The following is an 18735-nucleotide window of genomic DNA, read 5'->3' on the forward strand; positions in this document are numbered from 1 at the left end:
TTTCAGCGTGCAGGCAGGCAATGGCAAGCGGCAATGACGTGGCGGCCGGCAGTCTATTCCGGATCCGCCACCTTGCGCCGCCGCGCGGGCTTGGCGGCAGGGGCTTTTGGGCGATGCCCCATGTCGTGCATTTCGAGCGCCTTCTCGCATTTGGCGGTATAGTCGCGCGTCATCGGCAGCGTGTCGTTCTTCTTGGCGATCTGGATCTGGAAGATCACCAGATCCTGCCAGCGGAAAGCTGCTTCCGATGCTGCCAGATAGAACTCCCACATGCGGCAGAAGCGCTCGTCATAGATCGCCTTGGCCTTGTCGCGGTTGGCGGCGAAGCGCTCGCCCCAGTGCCTCAGCGTGTCGGCATAATGCAGCCGCAGGATCTCGATGTCGGTAACGATGAGGCCAGACTTTTCGATCGCCGGCATGACTTCCGAGAGCGAGGGGATATAGCCGCCCGGGAAGATGTATTTGCGAATGAAGGCGCTGGTTGCCCACGGCATGCCGGAGCGACCGATCGTGTGCAGCAGCATGACGCCGTCCGGCTTCAAGAGCGTCGCCGACTTGTCGAAGAAGGTGCGGAAGTGGTTGACGCCGACATGCTCGAACATGCCGACCGAGACGATGCGGTCGAAGCGCTCGTTGAGCTCGCGGTAATCCCTCAATTCGAAATGCACGCGGTTTTCCAGACCTTGCGCATGGGCGCGGTCGGTGGCGACGCCATGCTGCTCGGTCGACAACGTCACGCCTTGCACGTCCACGTCGAAGGACTTGGCGAGATAGAGGCCGAGCCCGCCCCAGCCGGAGCCGATGTCGAGCACCGTCTGGCCGGCCTTCAGCCTGAGCTTGGCGGCGATGTGACGCTTCTTGGCGGCCTGCGCCTCATCGAGCGTCATGTCCGGCTGCTCGAAATAGGCGCAGGAATACTGCATGTCCTCGTCGAGGAAGAGCCGGTAGAGGTCGCCCGACAGATCATAGTGGCGCTGCACGTTGCGGCGCGCGCGCGCCGCCGTGTTGATCTGCTGCAGGCGGCGGAATGCGTGGCGCAGACCCTCGATCGCCTTCGACCAGGTGGCGTCGATCCCGCCGCTGCCCATGTTCTGGAAGGCGATGCGCATCACCCCCAGCACGCCGCCCTCGAGTATATCGAGTTCGCCGTCCATATAGGCTTCCGGCACCGCCAGCATGGGATCGAAGGTGATGGCGCGCTCGGCATGCGCGGTCTTGATGTGCATGTGCACCGGCTCGCCGCTGCCGTCGCCGAAAACCACTGTTAGCCCCTTCGGTCCGGTTACCTTGAGGTTGCCGGTGCGTACCAGGCGGTCGAGAATGCGCTTCAACAGAATATTCATGACCAAATGTCCCCTCTCGGTCAGACACGCTGTCCTACTCTGCATCAACATATAGGGTTTCGAAAAGTTCCTTTTGGCACAAAAATGCCCGGGCGAGGGGCCCGGGCATTGGTCCAGAAATAACTGGAAGCCGACTAAGTGACCGGAGCGCCGTTCTGACGCCCGGTCGTATACAGTCAGGCGTTGTCCTCGCCGCCCTCGAACTCGGCATTGGGGTCGAAGAAGTTCTCCGGGCGCGCATTGTCGTTGATGTCTTCGCCATAGATGGCTTCGGCGGTGGTCAGCGTCTCGCCCTGGGCCTGGCGCTCGGCTTCGTCGGCCGTACGGGCGATGTTGAGCGTGATGGTGACCTCGACTTCCGGATGCAGCGCGATCGCCACATTGGTAAGGCCGATGGTCTTGATCGGCTGGTTGAGCAGGATCTGGTTGCGGTTGACCGAAAAACCTTCCGCCGTCAGCAGCTCTGCGATGTCGCGGGTCGACACCGAGCCGTAGAGTTGGCCGGTTTCGCCGGCCGAACGCACGGCGATGAAGCTCTTGCCGTCGAGTTTTTCCGAAATCTGCATGGCCTCGGACTTGCGCTCGAGGTTGCGGGCTTCGAGCTGGGCGCGCTGGCCTTCGAACTTCTTCTTGTTGGCTTCGTTGGCGCGCAGCGCCTTGCCCTGCGGCAGCAGGAAGTTGCGGGCGAATCCGTCCCTGACCTTGACGGTATCGCCCATCTGGCCGAGGCGGGAAACGCGTTCGAGAAGAATGACTTCCATGGTTTTGTTCCTTTAAGGTTAGGCGCAAACGCCGAATTCTTTGGAACAGGTCAGGAAGCTTGAGCGCCGTGGCGTTGGTGTCGCTGTCCTGCCTGTCAGCAGTTAGGATTTCTTTCGAAATCCAACCCGGGATTTGATAAGAACCCTGCGGCGCCCGTCGCCGTAGGGAGAGAAGCAGGCGGCGAACCGCCCGCTAAAGATATTAGCGAACCACGTAGGGCAGCAGGCCGAGGAAGCGGGCGCGCTTGATCGCCTTGGCGAGCTCGCGCTGCTTCTTCTGGCTGACGGCGGTGATGCGCGACGGCACGATCTTGCCGCGTTCGGAAATGTAGCGCTGCAGAAGACGTACGTCCTTGTAGTCGATCTTGGGCGCGTTGGCGCCGGAGAACGGGCAGGTCTTGCGGCGGCGGTGGAACGGGCGCCGGGTCGGGATCTGGTTGATGTCGACCATTATTCTGCACTCCCTTCAACGCCTTCGCGCGGACGGCGCGGACCACGGTCTGCACCGGCGTCGCCACCGAAGCTGCGCGGCGGACGATCGCCACGGTCGCCGCGGTCGCGGTCGCCGAACGAGCGCGGGCCACGGTCGCGGTCGCCGAAGCCGCCGCGTTCCGAGCGCTCTTCGCGCTTCTGCATCATCGCCGACGGGCCTTCCTCATGTGCATCGACCTTGATGGTGAGGAAACGCAGCACGTCCTCGGACAGGCCCATCTGGCGCTCCATCTCGTTGAGCGCGGCCGGCGGGCAGGTGATGTCCATCAGCGTGTAGTATGCCTTCCGGTTCTTGTTGACCCGGTAGGTGAGGGACTTCAGTCCCCAGTTCTCGACCCGGCCGACGGACCCGCCATTGGCGGAGATGACACCCTTGTACTGTTCGACAAGCGCATCGACCTGCTGCTGCGAGAGGTCCTGCCGGGCAAGAAACACATGTTCGTAAAGAGCCATATTGTTCTTTGCCTTTCTTCGTTTCTCTCCCGGTTCCCGGCGGCAAAAGCCTCTGCAACTTCTCTGACCCGCTAGTCCCGAAGGGGGCGGGGAAGAAAGGAGCATGACGAGACGGTCGAGAGCGGAGACACGGGAGGCGGAAGCGCTTCTGGCCCCACACGAAGGTTTTCGAAAAAACCTTCGGCCCTCCGTTCAGCCCCCAGCAAGGACCGGCAGATTGCGGGCGTCTATACAGCAATTTGGCCGCAAGGCAAGCGCAAGCGGAAAACCCGCCGCTGCAAGGACGACATGTCGCGCCACGGTAGGGTCAGCTTGTATGGGGGACGAGCTTGTTGACCGTTTCCGGGAAGAAATCGGGCGCTGCACGGCGCTTGCCGAACATCATGTCGTACTGCAACAGACGGAAATCGCGGATGGCCGGATCGATTTTCTTCTGCCGCGCCCAGTCGGGCGTGTCCTCACCCGTCGGCGTCAGCAATAAATTGCGGTCGACAACGCGGTAGCGCTCGCGCATTTGGCCGAGAAAGCCGGTGTAATAGGGGTGGCTGATCCCGGCCGTGGTCAGAATATGGTAGGGCAGGAAGGCCGGGCTCACCGCACCCATGTCCTCGGTCGGGCCGGTGCGGTTCGACCATACGATCAGCGGCGTCTGATGATGCAGCAGCATCTGGTCAGCCGGCTCCTTGCGCGGCGCGACATTGTCCTTGAGGAAGCCGGTCTCGACATAGACCGGACCGAGCGGTGGCAGATGGTCGCCGAAGAAGGCGATGACCGTCGGCCGTTTGCGGTTCTTCGCCCATTCGACAAGGCGCCCGAGGCCCTTGTCGGCGTCGGACGCCCCCTCTGAGAAGCTCAGCAGCGAGTCCTTCGCCCACTGGCTGGTCGACGCCTGCACCTTGTGGGTCGGATTGTAGTAGCGATACGGCTCATAGGGTCCGTGGTTCTGCAGGCTGACCGCGAAGAAGAAGAACGGATCGTCAGTGGCGTCGGCTTCGCGGATGATCTCGTCGGTCATCGCCGCATCCGAGGCCAGCGGTCCGCGCTTTTCGAGGTATGGCATGTTTTCTTCCGACTTGAAGTCGTCGAAGCCGAAATCCTTATAGACCGGCGTGCGGTTCCAGAACCAGTTCGTGCCCGGATGGATGGCGCGCGTCTCATAGCCCTGGCTCTTCAGGAACGTCGCCATCGACGGCACCGGCGCGCGGACATATTGCTGGTAGGGGATGCTGCCGGCCGGCAGGAAGGCGTTGGAAAAGCCCGTCAGCGCCTCGAATTCGACATTGGCGGTCATGCCGCCGAATTCGGGCGAGAACATGTAGCCCGAACGCAGCGCTCGCACATTGGGAATCGGGTCGGGCGTGATGGCGACGCCGGGCAGTTCGGTCGGATCCCAGAAGGATTCGCTCATGACGATGATGATGTCGGGCTTCTCCGCCGGTACCGAGGCCGTCACATCAGGCCTGTCGATCGCCGCGATCGACTTGTCGGAATAGCCGGCAGGCGCCGAGACATGGGCCATCGGCACGTTGAGCGCGAAGGCGAGCGCGAAGCCGTTGGAGGCGTAGTTTTCCTTCTGGTCCCACATGATCGGGATGATCTGCAACCGGTCGCGGGTCCATGAGAAGGTCGCGTAATCCATGATCGAGACGAAGAAGGCGAGCAACGGCACGGTCAATGTCAGCCGGGCAAGGCGGCCCTTGTGGCTGAGTGCCGGCACCCGGCGGCGCCACTGGCGCCAGCCATAGACGAGCAGCGACAGCCCGCCGACGACACCGACCGCTATGGCGAGGGCGGTTCCCGGGCGATCGCGCACCAGAAGCGGCATTAGCGCCACGATCTGGCGTGAATACAAGAAATCGGTCGGATAGAGCGGATCGCCAAGATAAAGCGATTTCTGATGGCCGACAAAGGCCAGCGCCAGCGTCAGCGGCGCGACGATCACGAGGCTCTGGTGACTGCGGCCCAGCACGGCATCGAGGCCGATGAGGATCAGCGCGAAGATGATGATGGTGGTCCAGCCCGGCTTGAACGGCTGCAGGAAGAAGGTGACGGTGCCGGCAAAGTCGCCGCGTACGATCAGTTCGATTGCAAACACCAGGATGGCGGCAGCAAGCAGGCTGACAAGGCCATAACGGATTACAGGCCATTTCCGGCCCGGCAGATAGCCGGTGGCCGGATCGCCTTCCAGAAACTGTGGCGCGGGCTTGCCTGCGCCTTTCCTAGTTCTTGTCACCTTACAATTCCCCCGACCGTACACAAAAGCGTCATTGAACTGTCATCGATCTGTCACGAAAAGCTAGCGCCTGTGGCTAAAATAAGAAGAGCCAGCAAACGAATCGTGAGCGATTTTCATCAGGAGTGATCGACAAAAAGCCTTTGGGAATAGGCACTCGGCCGGTGGTTCCGAGTCGGAGCGGGCCAGAGGTAGGCCTATAGCGGACTTGACTTGCCCGCCCGCCTTGCGTCACAGGCAGGAAAAATCAGCCGCTTGGGAGCATACATGGCCGTCGCATTCACCTTTCCGGGACAGGGCAGCCAGGCTGTCGGCATGGGCAAGGACCTCGCCGACGCCTTTCCGGAATCGCGGAAGATCTTCGAAGAGGTCGACCACGCGCTTGGCGAAAACCTGTCGAAGCTGATCTGGGAAGGGCCGGAAGAGACGCTGACGCTGACCGCCAATGCCCAGCCGGCGCTGATGGCTGTGTCGCTTGCCGCGATCCGGGCGCTGGAATCGCGCGGCTTCTCGCTGAAGGACAAGATTGCCTATGTCGCCGGCCATTCGCTCGGCGAATATTCGGCACTTGCCGCCGCCGGTTTCGTTTCGGTCGCCGATGCCGCCCGGCTCTTGCGTATCCGCGGCAATGCCATGCAGGCGGCAGTGCCAGCCGGCGAAGGCGCCATGGCGGCGATCATCGGGCTGGAACAGGCCGATGTCGAGGCCGCCTGCGCTGAAGCGGCCAAGGGATCGGCCAAGGGATCGGTTTGCCAGATCGCCAACGACAATGGCGGTGGCCAGCTGGTAATCTCCGGCGCGAGGGCGGCGGTCGAACTGGCGGCGAAGCTGTGCACGGAAAAGGGCGCCAAGCGGGCGTTGATGTTGCAGGTTTCGGCGCCTTTCCATTCGGCGCTGATGGCACCGGCGGCCGAGGTCATGCGCGAGGCGCTGGTCGGGGTGACGAAGAACGCGCCGTTCGTGCCCGTGGTCTCCAACGTGTCGGTTGCCCCGTCCAGCGATCCTGACGCAATCGCCCGCCGCTTGGTCGAACAGGTTACCGGCCGCGTGCGCTGGCGCGAAACGGTGGAATGGTTCGGCGCGAACGGCGTTGCGACGATTTACGAGGTAGGCGCCGGCAAGGTGCTGTCGGGACTGGCGAGGCGTATCAACCGCGACATCGCCACCGGCGCCGTCGGCACGCCGGCCGATGTCGAGGCGACGCTGGCGGCGCTTGCATAATCAACTGGCGATTTGACCCCGCCCATGTGAAGGGTGTTCTCTGAGATTGGGAGACAAGAATGTTCGAATTGACCGGCCGCAAGGCGCTCGTCACAGGCGCATCGGGAGGCATCGGCGAGGCGATCGCCCGGGTGCTGCACGCGCAGGGCGCCGTCGTCGGCTTGCACGGCACCCGCGTCGAAAAGCTGGAAACGCTGGCATCCGAGCTCGGCGACCGGGTTAAGCTGTTCCCGGCCAACCTTTCCAATCGCGACGACGTCAAGGCGCTCGGCCAGAAGGCCGAGGCCGATCTCGAAGGCGTCGACATTCTCGTCAACAACGCCGGCATCACCAAGGACGGGCTGTTCGTGCGCATGGCGGACGCCGACTGGGATACGGTGATCGAGGTCAATCTGACCGCGGTGTTTCGGCTGACCCGCGAACTCACCCACCCGATGATGCGGCGCCGGCACGGCCGCATCATCAACATCACCTCGGTGGTCGGTGTTACCGGCAATCCCGGCCAGACCAATTACTGCGCCTCCAAGGCCGGCATGATCGGTTTTTCCAAATCGCTGGCGCAAGAGATCGCCACCCGCAACATCACCGTCAACTGTGTCGCTCCGGGCTTCATCGAATCGGCGATGACCGACAAGCTCAACGACAAGCAGAAAGAGGCGATCATGGCCGCGATTCCGACACGGCGCATGGGCACCACCGCCGAAGTCGCTTCCGCTGTCGCCTACCTCGCTTCCAACGAAGCTGCTTATGTCACCGGCCAGACCATCCATGTGAATGGCGGCATGGCGATGATTTGACAGTTGCGGGAAAACACCCCTTTTCGCCTTGGACCCAAGCCGATTTTCGTGTAATGCGGCCCGCAACCCGGCGGTTCGGGCAAAAACCGGTCCGGCGCCGTTGCGTTTCCGGCAGGACCATCTTTCAGCTTGATTAGCGGCATTCTGCCCGCTAACGAAGACAGACAACCAAAAGACGAGGATGCCCAAATGAGTGACACCGCAGAGCGCGTCAAGAAGATCGTTATCGAGCACCTTGGCGTTGACGCCGACAAGGTGACGGAGCAGGCGAGCTTCATCGATGATCTGGGCGCGGACAGCCTCGACACGGTCGAACTCGTCATGGCGTTCGAAGAAGAATTCGGCGTCGAGATTCCGGATGATGCAGCCGAAACCATCCTGACCGTTGGCGATGCAGTGAAGTACATCGACAAGGCTTCGGCCTGACGTCATCTGCAGTCATTTCCGGGGAGGACCTGCGATGAGGCGTGTCGTCGTCACGGGCCTTGGGCTGCTTTCGCCGTTCGGCATGGGCTTCGAGCATAGCTGGAAGGAGCTTCTGACCGGCCGCAGCGCAGCCAAGCGCATCACCGAGTTCGAAGTGGAGGATCTTGCCTGCAAGATCGCTCACGTTGTTCCGCGCGGCAACGGCGAGAACGCCACCTTCAATCCCGAGGCCGTTCTCGAGCCGAAGGAACTGCGCAAGATCGGCGACTTCATCCTTTACGGGATCGCGGCCGCCGACGAAGCCCTGAAGGATTCGGGATGGGCGCCGAAGACGCATGAGGAGCAGTGCGCCACCGGCGTGCTGATCGGCTCGGGCATCGGCGGCATCGAAGGCATCGCCGAGAACGCGATGATCCTGAAGGAGCGCGGTCCGCGCCGCATCAGCCCGTTCTTCATCCCCGGCCAGATCATCAACCTCGTCTCCGGCCAGGTCTCGATCCGGCATGGGCTGAAAGGCCCCAACCATGCCGTCGTCACCGCTTGTTCCACCGGCGCGCATGCCATCGGCGATGCCGCCCGGCTGATCATGTGGGGCGACGCCGACGTGATGGTCGCGGGCGGCACCGAAGCGCCGGTGACGCGGTTGTCGGTCGCTGGTTTCGCCGCTTGCCGGGCGCTGTCCACCGAGCGTAACGACGCCCCGCAAACGGCCTCGCGTCCCTATGACCGCGACCGGGACGGCTTCGTCATGGGCGAGGGCGCCGGCGTCGTCATTCTGGAGGAGCTGGAACACGCCAAGGCGCGCGGCGCCAAGATTTATGCCGAGGTCACCGGTTACGGCCTGACCGGCGATGCCTATCACATCACAGCGCCGGCCGAGGATGGCGACGGCGCCTTCCGCTGCATGGTAGCGGCGCTGAATCGGGCCAAGCTGACGCCCGCAGACGTCGACTACATCAACGCGCACGGCACCTCGACCATGGCCGACACGATCGAGCTCGGCGCTGTCGAGCGGCTGGTCGGCAACGCTGCGTCGAAAATATCGATGTCGTCGACCAAATCGTCGATAGGCCATCTTCTTGGCGCGGCGGGCGCCGCCGAGGCGATCTTTTCGATCCTCGCCATTCGCGACAACATCGCGCCGGCCACCATCAATCTCGACAATCCGGAGCGCGAAACGGCGATCGACCTGGTGCCGCACAAGCCGCGCGCCCGCCAGGTCGACGTGGCGCTGTCCAACTCCTTCGGCTTCGGCGGCACCAACGCCTCGCTGGTTTTCCAGCGCTACAATGGCTGACCGGTCCGCTGACCGGCACGGTTTGCGCGTGCCGTCAATTTTGCCATATTCGCCCCTACTCTGCCCAAGGGGATTCGTTGCAAGATCAAACGGCAGGGCGCTATGAATACAAATTCGGCGGACAACGGGGAATTCGGGCAACGGTCCGCACCGCCAGGTCCGATCGTGCCGAAGACGGCCAGCGAAGCATTGCGGCCTGAAGCTGGCACGCCGCCGCCCAAGCGCTCGCGCGCCTCGCGCAGCCAGTTCGTCGTGTTCATGAACTTCGTCATCTCTTTGGTGATGCTGATAGTTCTGGCGGCCGGCTTTGCATTGTATTTCGGCAAGCAGGAATTCAACGAGCCCGGCCCGTCGGCCAATGCCGACACCTTCCTGGTCAAGCCGAATACGGGCGTCCAGGAAATTGCGGAGCAGCTCGAGCGGCGCGGACTGATCAGCGACGCACGCATCTTCCGCCTTGGCGTGCGTGCCTTTGGCAATGATTCCGCACTAAAGGCCGGCGAATACGAGATCAAGCCGCAGGCCTCCATGCGCGATATCATGGAGTTGCTGAAGAGCGGCAAGTCGGTGATGTATTCGCTGACCGTTCCCGAGGGGCTGACCGTCGAGCAGGCGCTGCAGCGCATCGCCGATCAGGCAGCGCTCGACGGCGTTATGCCGGCGACCATCCCCCCTGAGGGCAGCCTTGCTACCGACACGCTGCGTTTCACCCGCGGCGCGACGCGCCAGCAGATGGTCGACAAGCTTTTGGCAGATCAGAAAAAGCTGGTCGAGGATGTCTGGCAGCGGCGCGCCCCCGATCTGCCTCTTGCCAGTGTCGAGGACTTCGTCATTCTGGCTTCGATCGTCGAGAAGGAGACAGGCAAGGGCGATGAACGCTCGCGGGTCGCCGCCGTCTTCCTCAACCGGCTGGCCAAGGGCATGCGGCTGCAGTCCGATCCGACCATTATCTACGGCCTGTTCGGCGGCAAGGGCAAACCCGCCGACCGCCCGATCTATCAGTCTGACATCCAGAAGCCGACGCCCTACAACACGTACCTGATCAACGGCCTGCCGCCGACGCCGATCGCCAATCCCGGCCGTGCCGCGCTGGAAGCCGTTGCCAACCCGTCGAAGACCGACGACCTTTATTTCGTCGCCGACGGCACCGGCGGTCACGTCTTTGCCGGGACGCTCGCCGAGCACAACGAGAACGTCGCCCGCTACCGGGCGTTGCAGAAGAAGCTGGCCGATGATGCCGCCAAGGCCGGTGCTGCCAAGGCCGATGCCGCCAAGGTGGAGGGCCAGACCGATGCGCCGGTGGACGGCGATGCGGGAGCGGCGCAGTAGCGCCGGACGGTTTTGAGATCGTCCCTCCGATCCGTTTGACGGCAGGGACGTGCTGTTTTTTGATCAGGAGCGCCTTGCGTCCGATTCGGCGCGAAGAGGCGCTCCGGCACTTTGAAGTCGCGCATGACTTGGCCCGGAACCGCTTCCGGGATCATGCGCCAGGGGGACGCAAGGGCATTATGAATTTGCAGAGCATGACCGGTTTTGCACGGGCCGTCGCCGAACATGACGGCACGTCGATCGCCTGGGAGGTCAAGTCGGTCAACGGCAAGAGCGTCGAGGTCAGGCTGCGGCTGCCGCAGGGCCTCGAGCGGCTGGAGCCAGCCGTCAGGCAGACGGTACAAAAGCGTTTTGCGCGCGGCAATTTCCAGGCAACGCTGACCGTCGGCCGCGCCGCCGGCCAGCAGGCACAGCCCGTGGTCAACGAGGCCTTCCTGAGGGATCTGGCGGGGTTGGCCAAGCGGCTGCAGGAGCAGTTCGGCGTAGCGCCTGCGACAGCCGACGGGCTGCTTTCGCTGCGCGGCGTGCTCGATATTCCCGAAACCGCCGAGACCGAAGAGGCGCGGGCGGCGCTCGACGGCGCGATCCTCTCGGCGCTCGAAGTGGCACTGGGCGGGCTGGAGCAGGCACGCCAGGGCGAGGGCACCGCCCTGCGTTCGCTGCTGTCCGGCCACATCGATGCCATCGAGGCGCTGACGCTGCGCGCCGAGGCCGATCCGGCGCGCGAGCCGGCGGTGATCCGCGAACGGATTGCCGAGCAGGTCCGGCTGCTGATGGATGCTTCCGCCAACCTCGACGCCAGCCGGCTGCATATGGAAGCAGCGTTCCTCGCCACCAAGGCCGACATCCGCGAGGAGATCGACCGGCTGAAGACGCATGTCGCGTCCGGCCGGGTGCTGCTGGCAGGCGGCGGCGCCATCGGCCGCAAGCTCGATTTTCTGGCGCAGGAATTCAACCGCGAATCGAATACGCTGTGTTCGAAATCGAACGCCGCTACGGTCACCGCCATAGGGCTGGAGCTGAAGGCGGTTGTCGACCAGTTCCGCGAACAGGTCCAGAATCTGGAGTAACCCCTGATGGTCGCCAAGGAGCCGATGGTTGCTAAGGATCTGGGTTCCCGCATTCGCCGCCGGGGCCTGATGCTCGTGCTGTCGTCGCCGTCCGGCGCCGGCAAATCGACGATCGCGCGCAATCTTCTGGAAAGCGATTCCAGTCTCGAACTATCGGTCTCCGTCACCACGCGGCCACGCCGCGGCAGCGAGATAGAGGGCGTCCATTATCACTTCCGCACCATGCGCGAGTTCGAGCGGCTGCGCGATTCAGACGAACTGCTCGAATGGGCCGAAGTGCATGGCAATTGCTACGCGACGCCACGCGAGCCGGCCGAACTGGCGCTGGCACAGGGCCGCGACATGCTGTTCGACATCGACTGGCAGGGCGCACAGCAGCTCAAGGAGAAGATGCGCGCCGACATCGTCTCGATCTTCATCCTGCCGCCTTCGATGAAGGAATTGAAGGCGCGGCTGAAGCGCCGCGCCGAGGACCAGGAATCGGTGATCGAGACGCGTCTGAAAAACGCCCGCAACGAGATCGAGCACTGGAAGGAATACGATTTCGTCATCATCAACGACGATCTCGACCGCGCCTTCGCCGAGGTGCGCGGCATCGTCATCGCCGAGCGTCTCAGACGCGACCGCCGGCCCGGCCTGTTCGATTTTGTCTCGGGGTTGCTCGACGAGAAGACGGATTAGGGGCGGTGGAGCGCCATCTTCTCCTCTTGTGGGAAATTGGCAGCTTCTCACACCGCGTTGGTCAGTCGCACGAATTCCTCGACATCAAGCGTTTCGGCGCGGCGGGTCGGATCGATGCCGGCGCGGGTGAGCAGGGCTTCGCCGCCGAGGCTCTTGACGCTCTGTCGCAGCATTTTGCGGCGCTGGCCGAAGGCTGCTTCGGTGACGCGGCTGAGCTTCTTGACTTCGGTGGGCAGGGGACTTGCCCGCGGCACCAGATGCACCACCGACGAGGTCACCTTGGGCGGCGGCGTGAACGCTTGCGGCGGCACGTCGAAAGCGATTCTTGCCTCTGTCCGCCAGCCTGCCAGCACGCCCAGCCGGCCATAGGCATCGCTGCCGGGACGGGCGACGATACGCTCGGCCACCTCGCGCTGGAACATCAGCGTCATCGATGCATAGAAGGGCGGCCACTCGGCGACGGTCAGCCAGCGTATCAACAGTTCGGTGCCGATATTGTAGGGCAGGTTGGCGACGAGCTTCACAGGTCCATCGCCCCCATGCGCCCCTTTGGCAAGCGCCGTAAAATCCGTCCTCAGCGCATCGCCTGCAATGATCTCCAGCCGGCCCGGATAGTGGTTCGACACTTCCGCGAGTGCCGCCAGGCAGCGCTCGTCGCGCTCGATGGCGATGACCCGGCCTGCGCCGTGGGAAAGCAACGCCCGGGTCAGGCCGCCGGGACCCGGACCGACCTCGATCACCGTGGCGTCGGTCAGGTCGCCGGCGGCGCGTGCGATCTTGCCGGTCAGGTTGAGGTCGAGCAAGAAATTCTGCCCAAGCGCCTTTTTCGCCTGCAGCCCATGGCGTTCGATCACCGCGCGCAACGGCGGCAGCCCGTCGATGCTCATGCGACCGCCCTCAAGGCGTTCATGCGGCGGTAGCCTTCGCCTCGGTGTCGGCAAGCTTGCGGGCGAGCCTTAGGGCCGCGATCAGGCTGTCGGCTCGGGCTATGCCCTTGCCGGCGATATCGAAGGCGGTGCCGTGATCCGGTGAGGTGCGGATGAAGGGCAGGCCAAGCGTGACGTTGACCGCCTCGTCGAAGGCAAGCGCCTTGGCTGGGATCAGCGCCTGGTCGTGGTACATGCACAGCGCCACATCGTAGCCGGCTCGGGCGCGGGCATGGAACAGCGTGTCGGCCGGCAGCGGTCCGAAGGCATCGATGCCCTCCGCCCTCAGCCTGTCGATCGCCGGGCGGATGATGTGCTCGTCCTCCGCACCCATCGTGCCGCCTTCGCCGGCATGCGGATTGAGGCCGGCAATGGCAAGCCGCGGCTTGGCGATACCGAAGCGGTGTTCGAGGTCGGCGGCGGCGATGCGGGCGGTGGCAATGATCAAGTCCGTCGTCAGCGCCTTTGGCACCTCGCACAGCGCAATGTGGATGGTGACCGGGACCGTGCGCAGCTCGGGGCCGGCAAGCATCATCACCGGCATCGCTTCGGCGCCGGTGTGGAGCGTCGCCAGGTGTGCCAGATACTCGGTGTGGCCGGGGAAACGGAAACCGGCATCGTAGAGCGGCTTCTTGGCGATCGGGCACGTGACGACCGCCGCGGCGCGGCCGCCAAGGCAATCGGCAACAGCGCGGTCGATGGCCTCGATGATGCCGGCGGCGTTGGCCGGGTTCGGCCGGCCGGGGCTGTCGACGAAGCGGGCGACAAGCGGCATGACGGGCAGGGCGCTTGCAAAGACGCGCGCCGCGTCGGCCGGCTTTATCTCCGTGATTGGCACATCGGCGCCGAGTCGGCGCGCCCGTGCGGCAATCAGCGCCGGATCGGCGACAAGATAGAAGGGCGGCACACCGGCGCTGTCACGCGCCTGCCAGGCGGCAATGGCGATTTCAGGCCCGACGCCGGAGGGATCGCCGACGCTCAGCGCCAGCGGGAGCTCTGCCTCTGGCGATTTCAGCGCTCGACGATGCGGGCTTTCTTCCGCAACTCCTCGACATACTTCTTGGAGAGATCGTCGGCATCCTTGCCGGTCGAGCCTTCGCTTTGGAACACCATCTGGGCGGCCTTGTCGTCGGACACTTCGCGCGACGAGCAGATGCCGATGAACTCGACGCCGCGGTCCGTCTGGCGTGTGGGGGTGGCGCCGCCGACCTTGGTGGCCTTGATCTGGTCGGCCCATTCCGGCGGCAATTGCGGCGCCAGCACCCGGCCGAGATCGCGAACGGTGACGTCGATCAGGCCCTTGGCAAATTGACGCGAGGTGCTGCAGCCGTTGAAGCGGGCGCGCATGGCGTCGGCCTCGCGCTTGCGCTTGGCCAGCGTTGCGCTGCGCTCGGCCGCGGGAACGACGAAGATGACCTGCTGCAGCATGTACTCCATAGCGGTCGGCTTGGCGCCGCCCTTGTCGAGCATGCGCCTGACCGCGTCCTGCTCGCTCATGGCGCCGCCGCCGCTCTCGGAGCGATGGCGCGCGGTCAGCGCCTGGTTCCAGGCCATCTGAGTGCGGATGAACTCCTTGAAATGCTCCTTGCCGACGCCGGACTGCGCCATGACGCCATCGAGTTGCTTGAGCTGCATCTTGTTGGTCGTGGCAAAACGCTGATAGGCAGCGTCGACCTGGGCGTCGCTGATGCGGATGCCGAGACGCTTGGCTTCGGCGAGGCGCAGCGTCTGCTCGATCATTTCGTTTGCGGCGTCGCCTTTCCTGCGCTGCAGGCGCAGGAAAGCTGCACGATGCTGGATGTCACCGGTGGTGATCGGCACGTTGTTGACGACGTATTTGATCTGGCTGGCGAAAGCCGGCGGCGTCGTCATGGTGATCAAGGTCGAGGTCGCCGCCACCAGCAGCGCGAACCCTGCCGAAAAGAGGTATTTCCTCATCGAAAGCATCCCAATTTTATCCCGGTTCCGGCCCAATTCTATCTCATTTTTTTAGGGAGCTGAAACCCGTGCCTGCCTTATGCGGCGAAACGATGTCGCTGAGCGACCTGCGTCCACTTGGGCGCGCAAGGTACGCTACAATACTTTGAATCTACGCATCGCGTTTTCCTAAAATCAAATTCCGATCTCAGGCCGATGCGTTGGCCAGCCCCCGCTCCAGCCGTCTGTTCTGGCCAGTCGCCGGTCGTCTGCTACTGGATGGCTCCGAAGGAGCTTTGTGATGAGCCGAAATCGCCGAGCGTGCGAAACGACAGGTTGAAGCCGACATTCTGCGACACTTCCCTGGTGTTCAGGTCGCGGGTTTCAGAGAACGTCATCAAGTAAGTGAAGCATGAATCACTATAGGCAAAACCGATCCCGTCCTTGACCAGGATACTTTGCTCCAGATCGTAGGTGCCAGTGCCGAAAACACGCCAGTTCTCTGCAAGTTGCGTCGAGGCGCCGAGCGTGACCTCATGGCGATCGGTCGTGAAGCCGTAGAGCGGCTGCGCCTGGATGAAGGCGTATTTGGCGCTGAACGAAATCGGCAGGCCGGAAAAGGCCGCTTTCACCTCGGCGCGGCGGACCTCGAAGCTCTGTTCGTCGAAACGGCCACTGACCGAGCCGGAAAGCCCGCCGGGGCTGTTGAAGCCGACAAGGCCAACATAGTCGGAGGTCTCGGTCTCAAGACCCGAATAGGCGCCGACATTGACCAGGTCCGGTGAATCGAACGAGTTGTGGCCGCCCAGTTGATAAGATTGGCCGAACAGCGCGTTGGTGCTCCAGCCATTGTCGTAGGCGCCGGAATAGCGCACCCCGACATTGGCGCGCGAGCCACCCTCCATGCGATCGTAACCGGAGAACTTGTCGCGCTCGAACAATGTCGTGGCGTCGAAGACGAAGCTCTGAGCGTCCTCGTTGGGGACAGCGAGGCCACCGACATATTGCTCGTTCGGACGCACGAAGACCTGCGCCATCGGCTCGAAGATATGGCTGGAATTGGTCGACGAAAACAGCACCGGCCAGCGCATCTCCAGCCCGGCGGTCGCCATGTAGCGGGCGAGCGAGGTGCGCATGTCAGCGCTGGTATTTATATCCGGGTTCATCGCCATCTCGTTGATGGCGGTGAGCGAGGGCGAAGAGGCATTAACATAGCCGGCGTCGCCGCGCAGCGCCAGCAATGGCGTCAGCAGCAGCCCGCCATCGGTGGTGAAGGTGCGCTTCCATTCGGCTTCGGCGGTCAGGCGGCCCGATTGGCCCTCGATGCCGCGCACGCGCTGGACGTCCGAGGTGGGATCGTCAGGGACAGTGTAGACTACATCCAGCCTGTCGCGGCTGATGGCCTGTGCGTTGACATTGAACGACAATTGCCCGCCGGCCACCGCCATGTCGGGGATGTAGGCGTAGTCGAGCGAGGGCAGCACCCAGGGCTGCTTGCCGGCGCGTGCGGTCGGATCGTCAGGGAGCGTCTTTTCCTGGACCTCGAAGCGCATGGCGCGCACGTCGAAATAGTTGCGGCCGTTGAGGCCGGTCAGATAGATCTCCGAGCGATGCACGCTATCGTTGAAGTCTTCGATGGCGTAGGTGCGCGAGAAGTTCTTGTCGGTCTGCAACAGGACATTCCAGCCGAAGTCCCAGCGCGGATTGATAGCGAACTGCCCCTTGGTGCCCATCATGCCGCGGAACTTGTTCGGGTCGCCGGCCGCACCTGAATCGACAGTGGGGCCGTAGCTGTCGATGAACTCGTCGGGGTCCTGTTGCTGGATACCGGCGATCTTCAGGCTGTACTGGCCGTTGTTGAAGCGCTGGCGCCATTCGGCCTCGCCTAGGAAGCCTTGCTTGGTATAGCCGCTGCCGGTGACGGTGAGGTCATAGGTCGGCGAAAGCGCGAAATAATAAGGCACTTTGATGCCGGCGCCGAGGTCGCTCTTATAGGCAATGCTGGGGTTCAGGAAGCCGCTTTTGCGCTTGACGGTAGGGTCGGCAATCTCGAAGGCCGGCAGATAGGCGAGCGGAAAGCCGAAGAACTCGAAATTCGAATTCTCGAAGCGGACCGTCTTCTTCTCGCCGTTCCAGATGATCTTCCTGGCCTTGATGCGCCAGGTCGGTGCCTTGTCCGGTTTGTCCGCGCATGGCTCGCAGGCCGTGTAGACGCCATTGTGGAACGTCGTCAGCACGCCGCCCAAGCGCTCCGCGCTTTCGGCGGCGAAATACGCCTTGTCGACGGTTTCGACACGCAGCGCATTGACGAAGCCATCGGCGAAATCGTCGGTGATGTCGACATGCTGCGAATAGATCTTGGTGCCGTCGCTGTTGATGACCTCGACATTGCCGCTGGCGACGAGGCGCTGGGTGTTGCGGTTGTATTCCACCCGCTGGGCGACGAGGCGGTTGCCGCCATAATCGATCTGGACCCCGCCGACAGCCGTTACCGTCTGTTTGTCGTTGTCATAGACCAGCGTATCTGCCGCCAGCAGCATTTGCGAGTCGGCGGGGACGTCCGGCGCCATAGCGCTGATATCCTGGGCGGAAGCCGGAACAGTCGGGACGACGCAAGCGAGCAGGCATGCCAAGGCGCTCGCCCCATAGAGGCGCGCCAGACCGGCCTGCCTATGGCTACGCAAAACCGCCCCCCTCACTAGCCGTCTTCCTTGTACAGCAAGAAAGTCACCCCGAAGAACATAGCCACGACAACCGGAACCCATGCAGCCACGACTGTGGGTACGAATCCCGCAACACCGAATGCCTTGACCAGCACCGTCACGACATAAAGCAGAAACCCAGCCAGGACGCCACCCAGAATCATCGTCGCGGATTGTCCCATCCTTGCAAATCGCATCGACACCGTTGCAGCGATCAGCGTCATGGCGACGAGAAGGAACGGCAGCGCCACCAGCGAATCAAACTGCATGGCAAAGGCATTTGCCTTGAGGCCGAAGGAGCGGGCAACCTCGATCTTGCTGGGCAGATCGTAGAAAGGGATGGTCTCCGGGCGCGCCAGCCGCTCTTGTACGAATTCGGGCTTGAGATTGGTCGGCACCCGGTCGCTTGCCAACGATTGGATGTTGCCGTCCCGGAAAACCTTGACGTCCTGCAGCTCCCAATAGCCATCCCGCAAAAAGGCGTGCACCGCATCCTTGCGTTCAACGATGTCGCCTTGCGGGTTGAGGACGAAGAAGACGGCGTTGGCCATTTCCAGGCCCTGATTGAGAATGGCGCGCGCGCCGATGATAGTATCGCCGGAACTGGTTTTCTGCCGGATCCAGGGCGCGGCATCGGCCGAGACGGCGCTCGACTTGCCGGAGCGGAGCTGGGTCTCGATTCTCTCGGACCAGGAAAACGCATGCGCGGCGATCGGATTGATGACGCCGACCGACAGCACGCCGAACAGCAGCGCCCCGATGCAGCACGGCAACAGGAACTGCCATGCGGACACGCCGGCGGAACGTGCGATGACCAGTTCATATCTGCGATTGAGCGAGACCAGCGTCGCCATCGCCGAGAACAGTCCGACGAACGGCACTGTCTGCAGCATGATCATCGGCATCCTCAGCCCTGAAATGGCGAACGCCGTACCGTAGGTGAAGCCTGGCACGCCGGTCGTGCGGCTGGAAAGCTCGGTGAAATCGATCAGGAACACAAGCGCCAGGAGACCGACGAAGAACCAGATGGTGATCGTCACGTAACGGAAGAAGAAGTATCGACCCAGAGTCCAGCCCATTAGCGTGT

The 18735-nt window shown here is 63.2% G+C and carries 17 protein-coding genes; 7 read left to right on the forward strand and 10 right to left on the reverse strand.

Annotated features, from left to right (window positions below; all coding sequences use genetic code 11):
- Nucleotides 1-53: 53 nt before the first annotated feature.
- From EJ066_RS19075 to EJ066_RS19095, 5 genes are all read right to left on the reverse strand, one after another.
- Nucleotides 54-1343, reverse strand: a complete 1290-nt coding sequence (locus EJ066_RS19075) for a cyclopropane-fatty-acyl-phospholipid synthase family protein (protein WP_126040605.1) — start codon at nt 1341-1343, stop codon at nt 54-56.
- A 176-nt stretch (nt 1344-1519) separates the two neighbouring features.
- Nucleotides 1520-2104, reverse strand: coding sequence for a 50S ribosomal protein L9 (gene rplI, locus EJ066_RS19080; protein ID WP_126040607.1), 585 nt, complete (start codon nt 2102-2104; stop codon nt 1520-1522).
- A gap of 202 nt (nt 2105-2306) precedes the next feature.
- Entirely contained in the window at nt 2307-2555 is a 249-nt protein-coding gene (rpsR, locus tag EJ066_RS19085) for a 30S ribosomal protein S18 (protein ID WP_006203718.1), read from the reverse strand.
- Nucleotides 2555-3049 (reverse strand): 30S ribosomal protein S6, encoded by a 495-nt coding sequence (gene rpsF, locus EJ066_RS19090; protein ID WP_126040609.1) that lies wholly within the window; start codon nt 3047-3049, stop codon nt 2555-2557. Before rpsF ends, rpsR begins: the two co-directional genes overlap by 1 nt.
- Nucleotides 3050-3356: 307 nt before the next feature.
- Nucleotides 3357-5282 (reverse strand): LTA synthase family protein, encoded by a 1926-nt coding sequence (locus EJ066_RS19095; RefSeq protein ID WP_126040611.1) that lies wholly within the window; start codon nt 5280-5282, stop codon nt 3357-3359.
- A 267-nt stretch (nt 5283-5549) separates the two neighbouring features.
- On the opposite strand from EJ066_RS19095, the gene fabD reads away from it, so the two are divergent.
- From fabD to gmk, 7 genes are all read left to right on the forward strand, one after another.
- Nucleotides 5550-6503, forward strand: a complete 954-nt coding sequence (gene fabD / locus EJ066_RS19100) for an ACP S-malonyltransferase (RefSeq protein WP_126040613.1) — start codon at nt 5550-5552, stop codon at nt 6501-6503.
- Nucleotides 6504-6562: 59 nt separating this feature from the next.
- Nucleotides 6563-7300, forward strand: coding sequence for a 3-oxoacyl-[acyl-carrier-protein] reductase (gene fabG / locus EJ066_RS19105; RefSeq protein WP_126040615.1), 738 nt, complete (start codon nt 6563-6565; stop codon nt 7298-7300).
- Between the two features lie 189 nt (nt 7301-7489).
- Entirely contained in the window at nt 7490-7726 is a 237-nt protein-coding gene (locus EJ066_RS19110) for an acyl carrier protein (RefSeq protein ID WP_006203723.1), read from the forward strand.
- A 34-nt stretch (nt 7727-7760) separates the two neighbouring features.
- Entirely contained in the window at nt 7761-9023 is a 1263-nt protein-coding gene (fabF, locus tag EJ066_RS19115; RefSeq protein WP_126040617.1) for a beta-ketoacyl-ACP synthase II, read from the forward strand.
- Between the two features lie 102 nt (nt 9024-9125).
- On the forward strand, nt 9126-10352 hold the full coding sequence (mltG, locus tag EJ066_RS19120) for an endolytic transglycosylase MltG (RefSeq protein WP_126040619.1): 1227 nt from the start codon (nt 9126-9128) through the stop codon (nt 10350-10352).
- Nucleotides 10353-10531: 179 nt separating this feature from the next.
- On the forward strand, nt 10532-11422 hold the full coding sequence (locus EJ066_RS19125; RefSeq protein ID WP_126040621.1) for a YicC/YloC family endoribonuclease: 891 nt from the start codon (nt 10532-10534) through the stop codon (nt 11420-11422).
- A 6-nt stretch (nt 11423-11428) separates the two neighbouring features.
- A complete protein-coding gene (gmk, locus tag EJ066_RS19130; protein ID WP_164759298.1) occupies nt 11429-12103 on the forward strand; it encodes a guanylate kinase in 675 nt (224 codons plus the stop codon).
- A gap of 47 nt (nt 12104-12150) precedes the next feature.
- Here the strand turns inward: gmk and rsmA are convergent, their stop codons facing one another.
- From rsmA to lptG, 5 genes are all read right to left on the reverse strand, one after another.
- Nucleotides 12151-12990 carry a 16S rRNA (adenine(1518)-N(6)/adenine(1519)-N(6))-dimethyltransferase RsmA gene (gene rsmA / locus EJ066_RS19135; RefSeq protein ID WP_126040623.1) on the reverse strand — a complete coding sequence of 280 codons (840 nt, stop codon included), beginning with the start codon at nt 12988-12990 and terminating at the stop codon, nt 12151-12153.
- A gap of 19 nt (nt 12991-13009) precedes the next feature.
- On the reverse strand, nt 13010-14044 hold the full coding sequence (gene pdxA, locus EJ066_RS19140; protein ID WP_189644542.1) for a 4-hydroxythreonine-4-phosphate dehydrogenase PdxA: 1035 nt from the start codon (nt 14042-14044) through the stop codon (nt 13010-13012).
- Nucleotides 14041-14976: a peptidylprolyl isomerase gene (locus tag EJ066_RS19145; RefSeq protein ID WP_189644310.1), complete on the reverse strand. Its 936-nt coding sequence runs from the start codon at nt 14974-14976 to the stop codon at nt 14041-14043. The genes pdxA and EJ066_RS19145 overlap by 4 nt, the downstream gene beginning before the upstream one ends.
- Nucleotides 14977-15218: 242 nt before the next feature.
- Complete coding sequence (locus EJ066_RS19150; RefSeq protein ID WP_189644311.1) at nt 15219-17645, reverse strand: LPS-assembly protein LptD; 2427 nt, start codon at nt 17643-17645, stop codon at nt 15219-15221.
- Nucleotides 17645-18727 carry an LPS export ABC transporter permease LptG gene (gene lptG, locus EJ066_RS19155; protein ID WP_126040629.1) on the reverse strand — a complete coding sequence of 361 codons (1083 nt, stop codon included), beginning with the start codon at nt 18725-18727 and terminating at the stop codon, nt 17645-17647. Before lptG ends, EJ066_RS19150 begins: the two co-directional genes overlap by 1 nt.
- Between the last annotated feature and the right edge of the window lie 8 nt (nt 18728-18735).

Origin of the sequence: Mesorhizobium sp. M9A.F.Ca.ET.002.03.1.2 (genome assembly GCF_003952365.1) — a bacterium.
GTDB lineage: Bacteria > Pseudomonadota > Alphaproteobacteria > Rhizobiales > Rhizobiaceae > Mesorhizobium.

What these genes read in the sequence shown, in the direction of transcription:
- rpsF (WP_126040609.1), bottom strand. Translation starts at nt 3,049, where the DNA reads ATGGCTCTTTACGAACATGTGTTTCTTGCCCGGCAGGACCTCTCGCAG.
- fabF (WP_126040617.1), top strand. Translation starts at nt 7,761, where the DNA reads ATGAGGCGTGTCGTCGTCACGGGCCTTGGGCTGCTTTCGCCGTTCGGC.
- rpsR (WP_006203718.1), bottom strand. Translation starts at nt 2,555, where the DNA reads ATGGTCGACATCAACCAGATCCCGACCCGGCGCCCGTTCCACCGCCGC.
- fabG (WP_126040615.1), top strand. Translation starts at nt 6,563, where the DNA reads ATGTTCGAATTGACCGGCCGCAAGGCGCTCGTCACAGGCGCATCGGGA.
- rplI (WP_126040607.1), bottom strand. Translation starts at nt 2,104, where the DNA reads ATGGAAGTCATTCTTCTCGAACGCGTTTCCCGCCTCGGCCAGATGGGC.
- EJ066_RS19110 (WP_006203723.1), top strand. Translation starts at nt 7,490, where the DNA reads ATGAGTGACACCGCAGAGCGCGTCAAGAAGATCGTTATCGAGCACCTT.
- lptG (WP_126040629.1), bottom strand. Translation starts at nt 18,727, where the DNA reads ATGGGCTGGACTCTGGGTCGATACTTCTTCTTCCGTTACGTGACGATC.
- gmk (WP_164759298.1), top strand. Translation starts at nt 11,429, where the DNA reads ATGGTCGCCAAGGAGCCGATGGTTGCTAAGGATCTGGGTTCCCGCATT.
- EJ066_RS19145 (WP_189644310.1), bottom strand. Translation starts at nt 14,976, where the DNA reads ATGCTTTCGATGAGGAAATACCTCTTTTCGGCAGGGTTCGCGCTGCTG.
- EJ066_RS19125 (WP_126040621.1), top strand. Translation starts at nt 10,532, where the DNA reads ATGAATTTGCAGAGCATGACCGGTTTTGCACGGGCCGTCGCCGAACAT.
- mltG (WP_126040619.1), top strand. Translation starts at nt 9,126, where the DNA reads ATGAATACAAATTCGGCGGACAACGGGGAATTCGGGCAACGGTCCGCA.
- fabD (WP_126040613.1), top strand. Translation starts at nt 5,550, where the DNA reads ATGGCCGTCGCATTCACCTTTCCGGGACAGGGCAGCCAGGCTGTCGGC.
- rsmA (WP_126040623.1), bottom strand. Translation starts at nt 12,990, where the DNA reads ATGAGCATCGACGGGCTGCCGCCGTTGCGCGCGGTGATCGAACGCCAT.
- EJ066_RS19075 (WP_126040605.1), bottom strand. Translation starts at nt 1,343, where the DNA reads ATGAATATTCTGTTGAAGCGCATTCTCGACCGCCTGGTACGCACCGGC.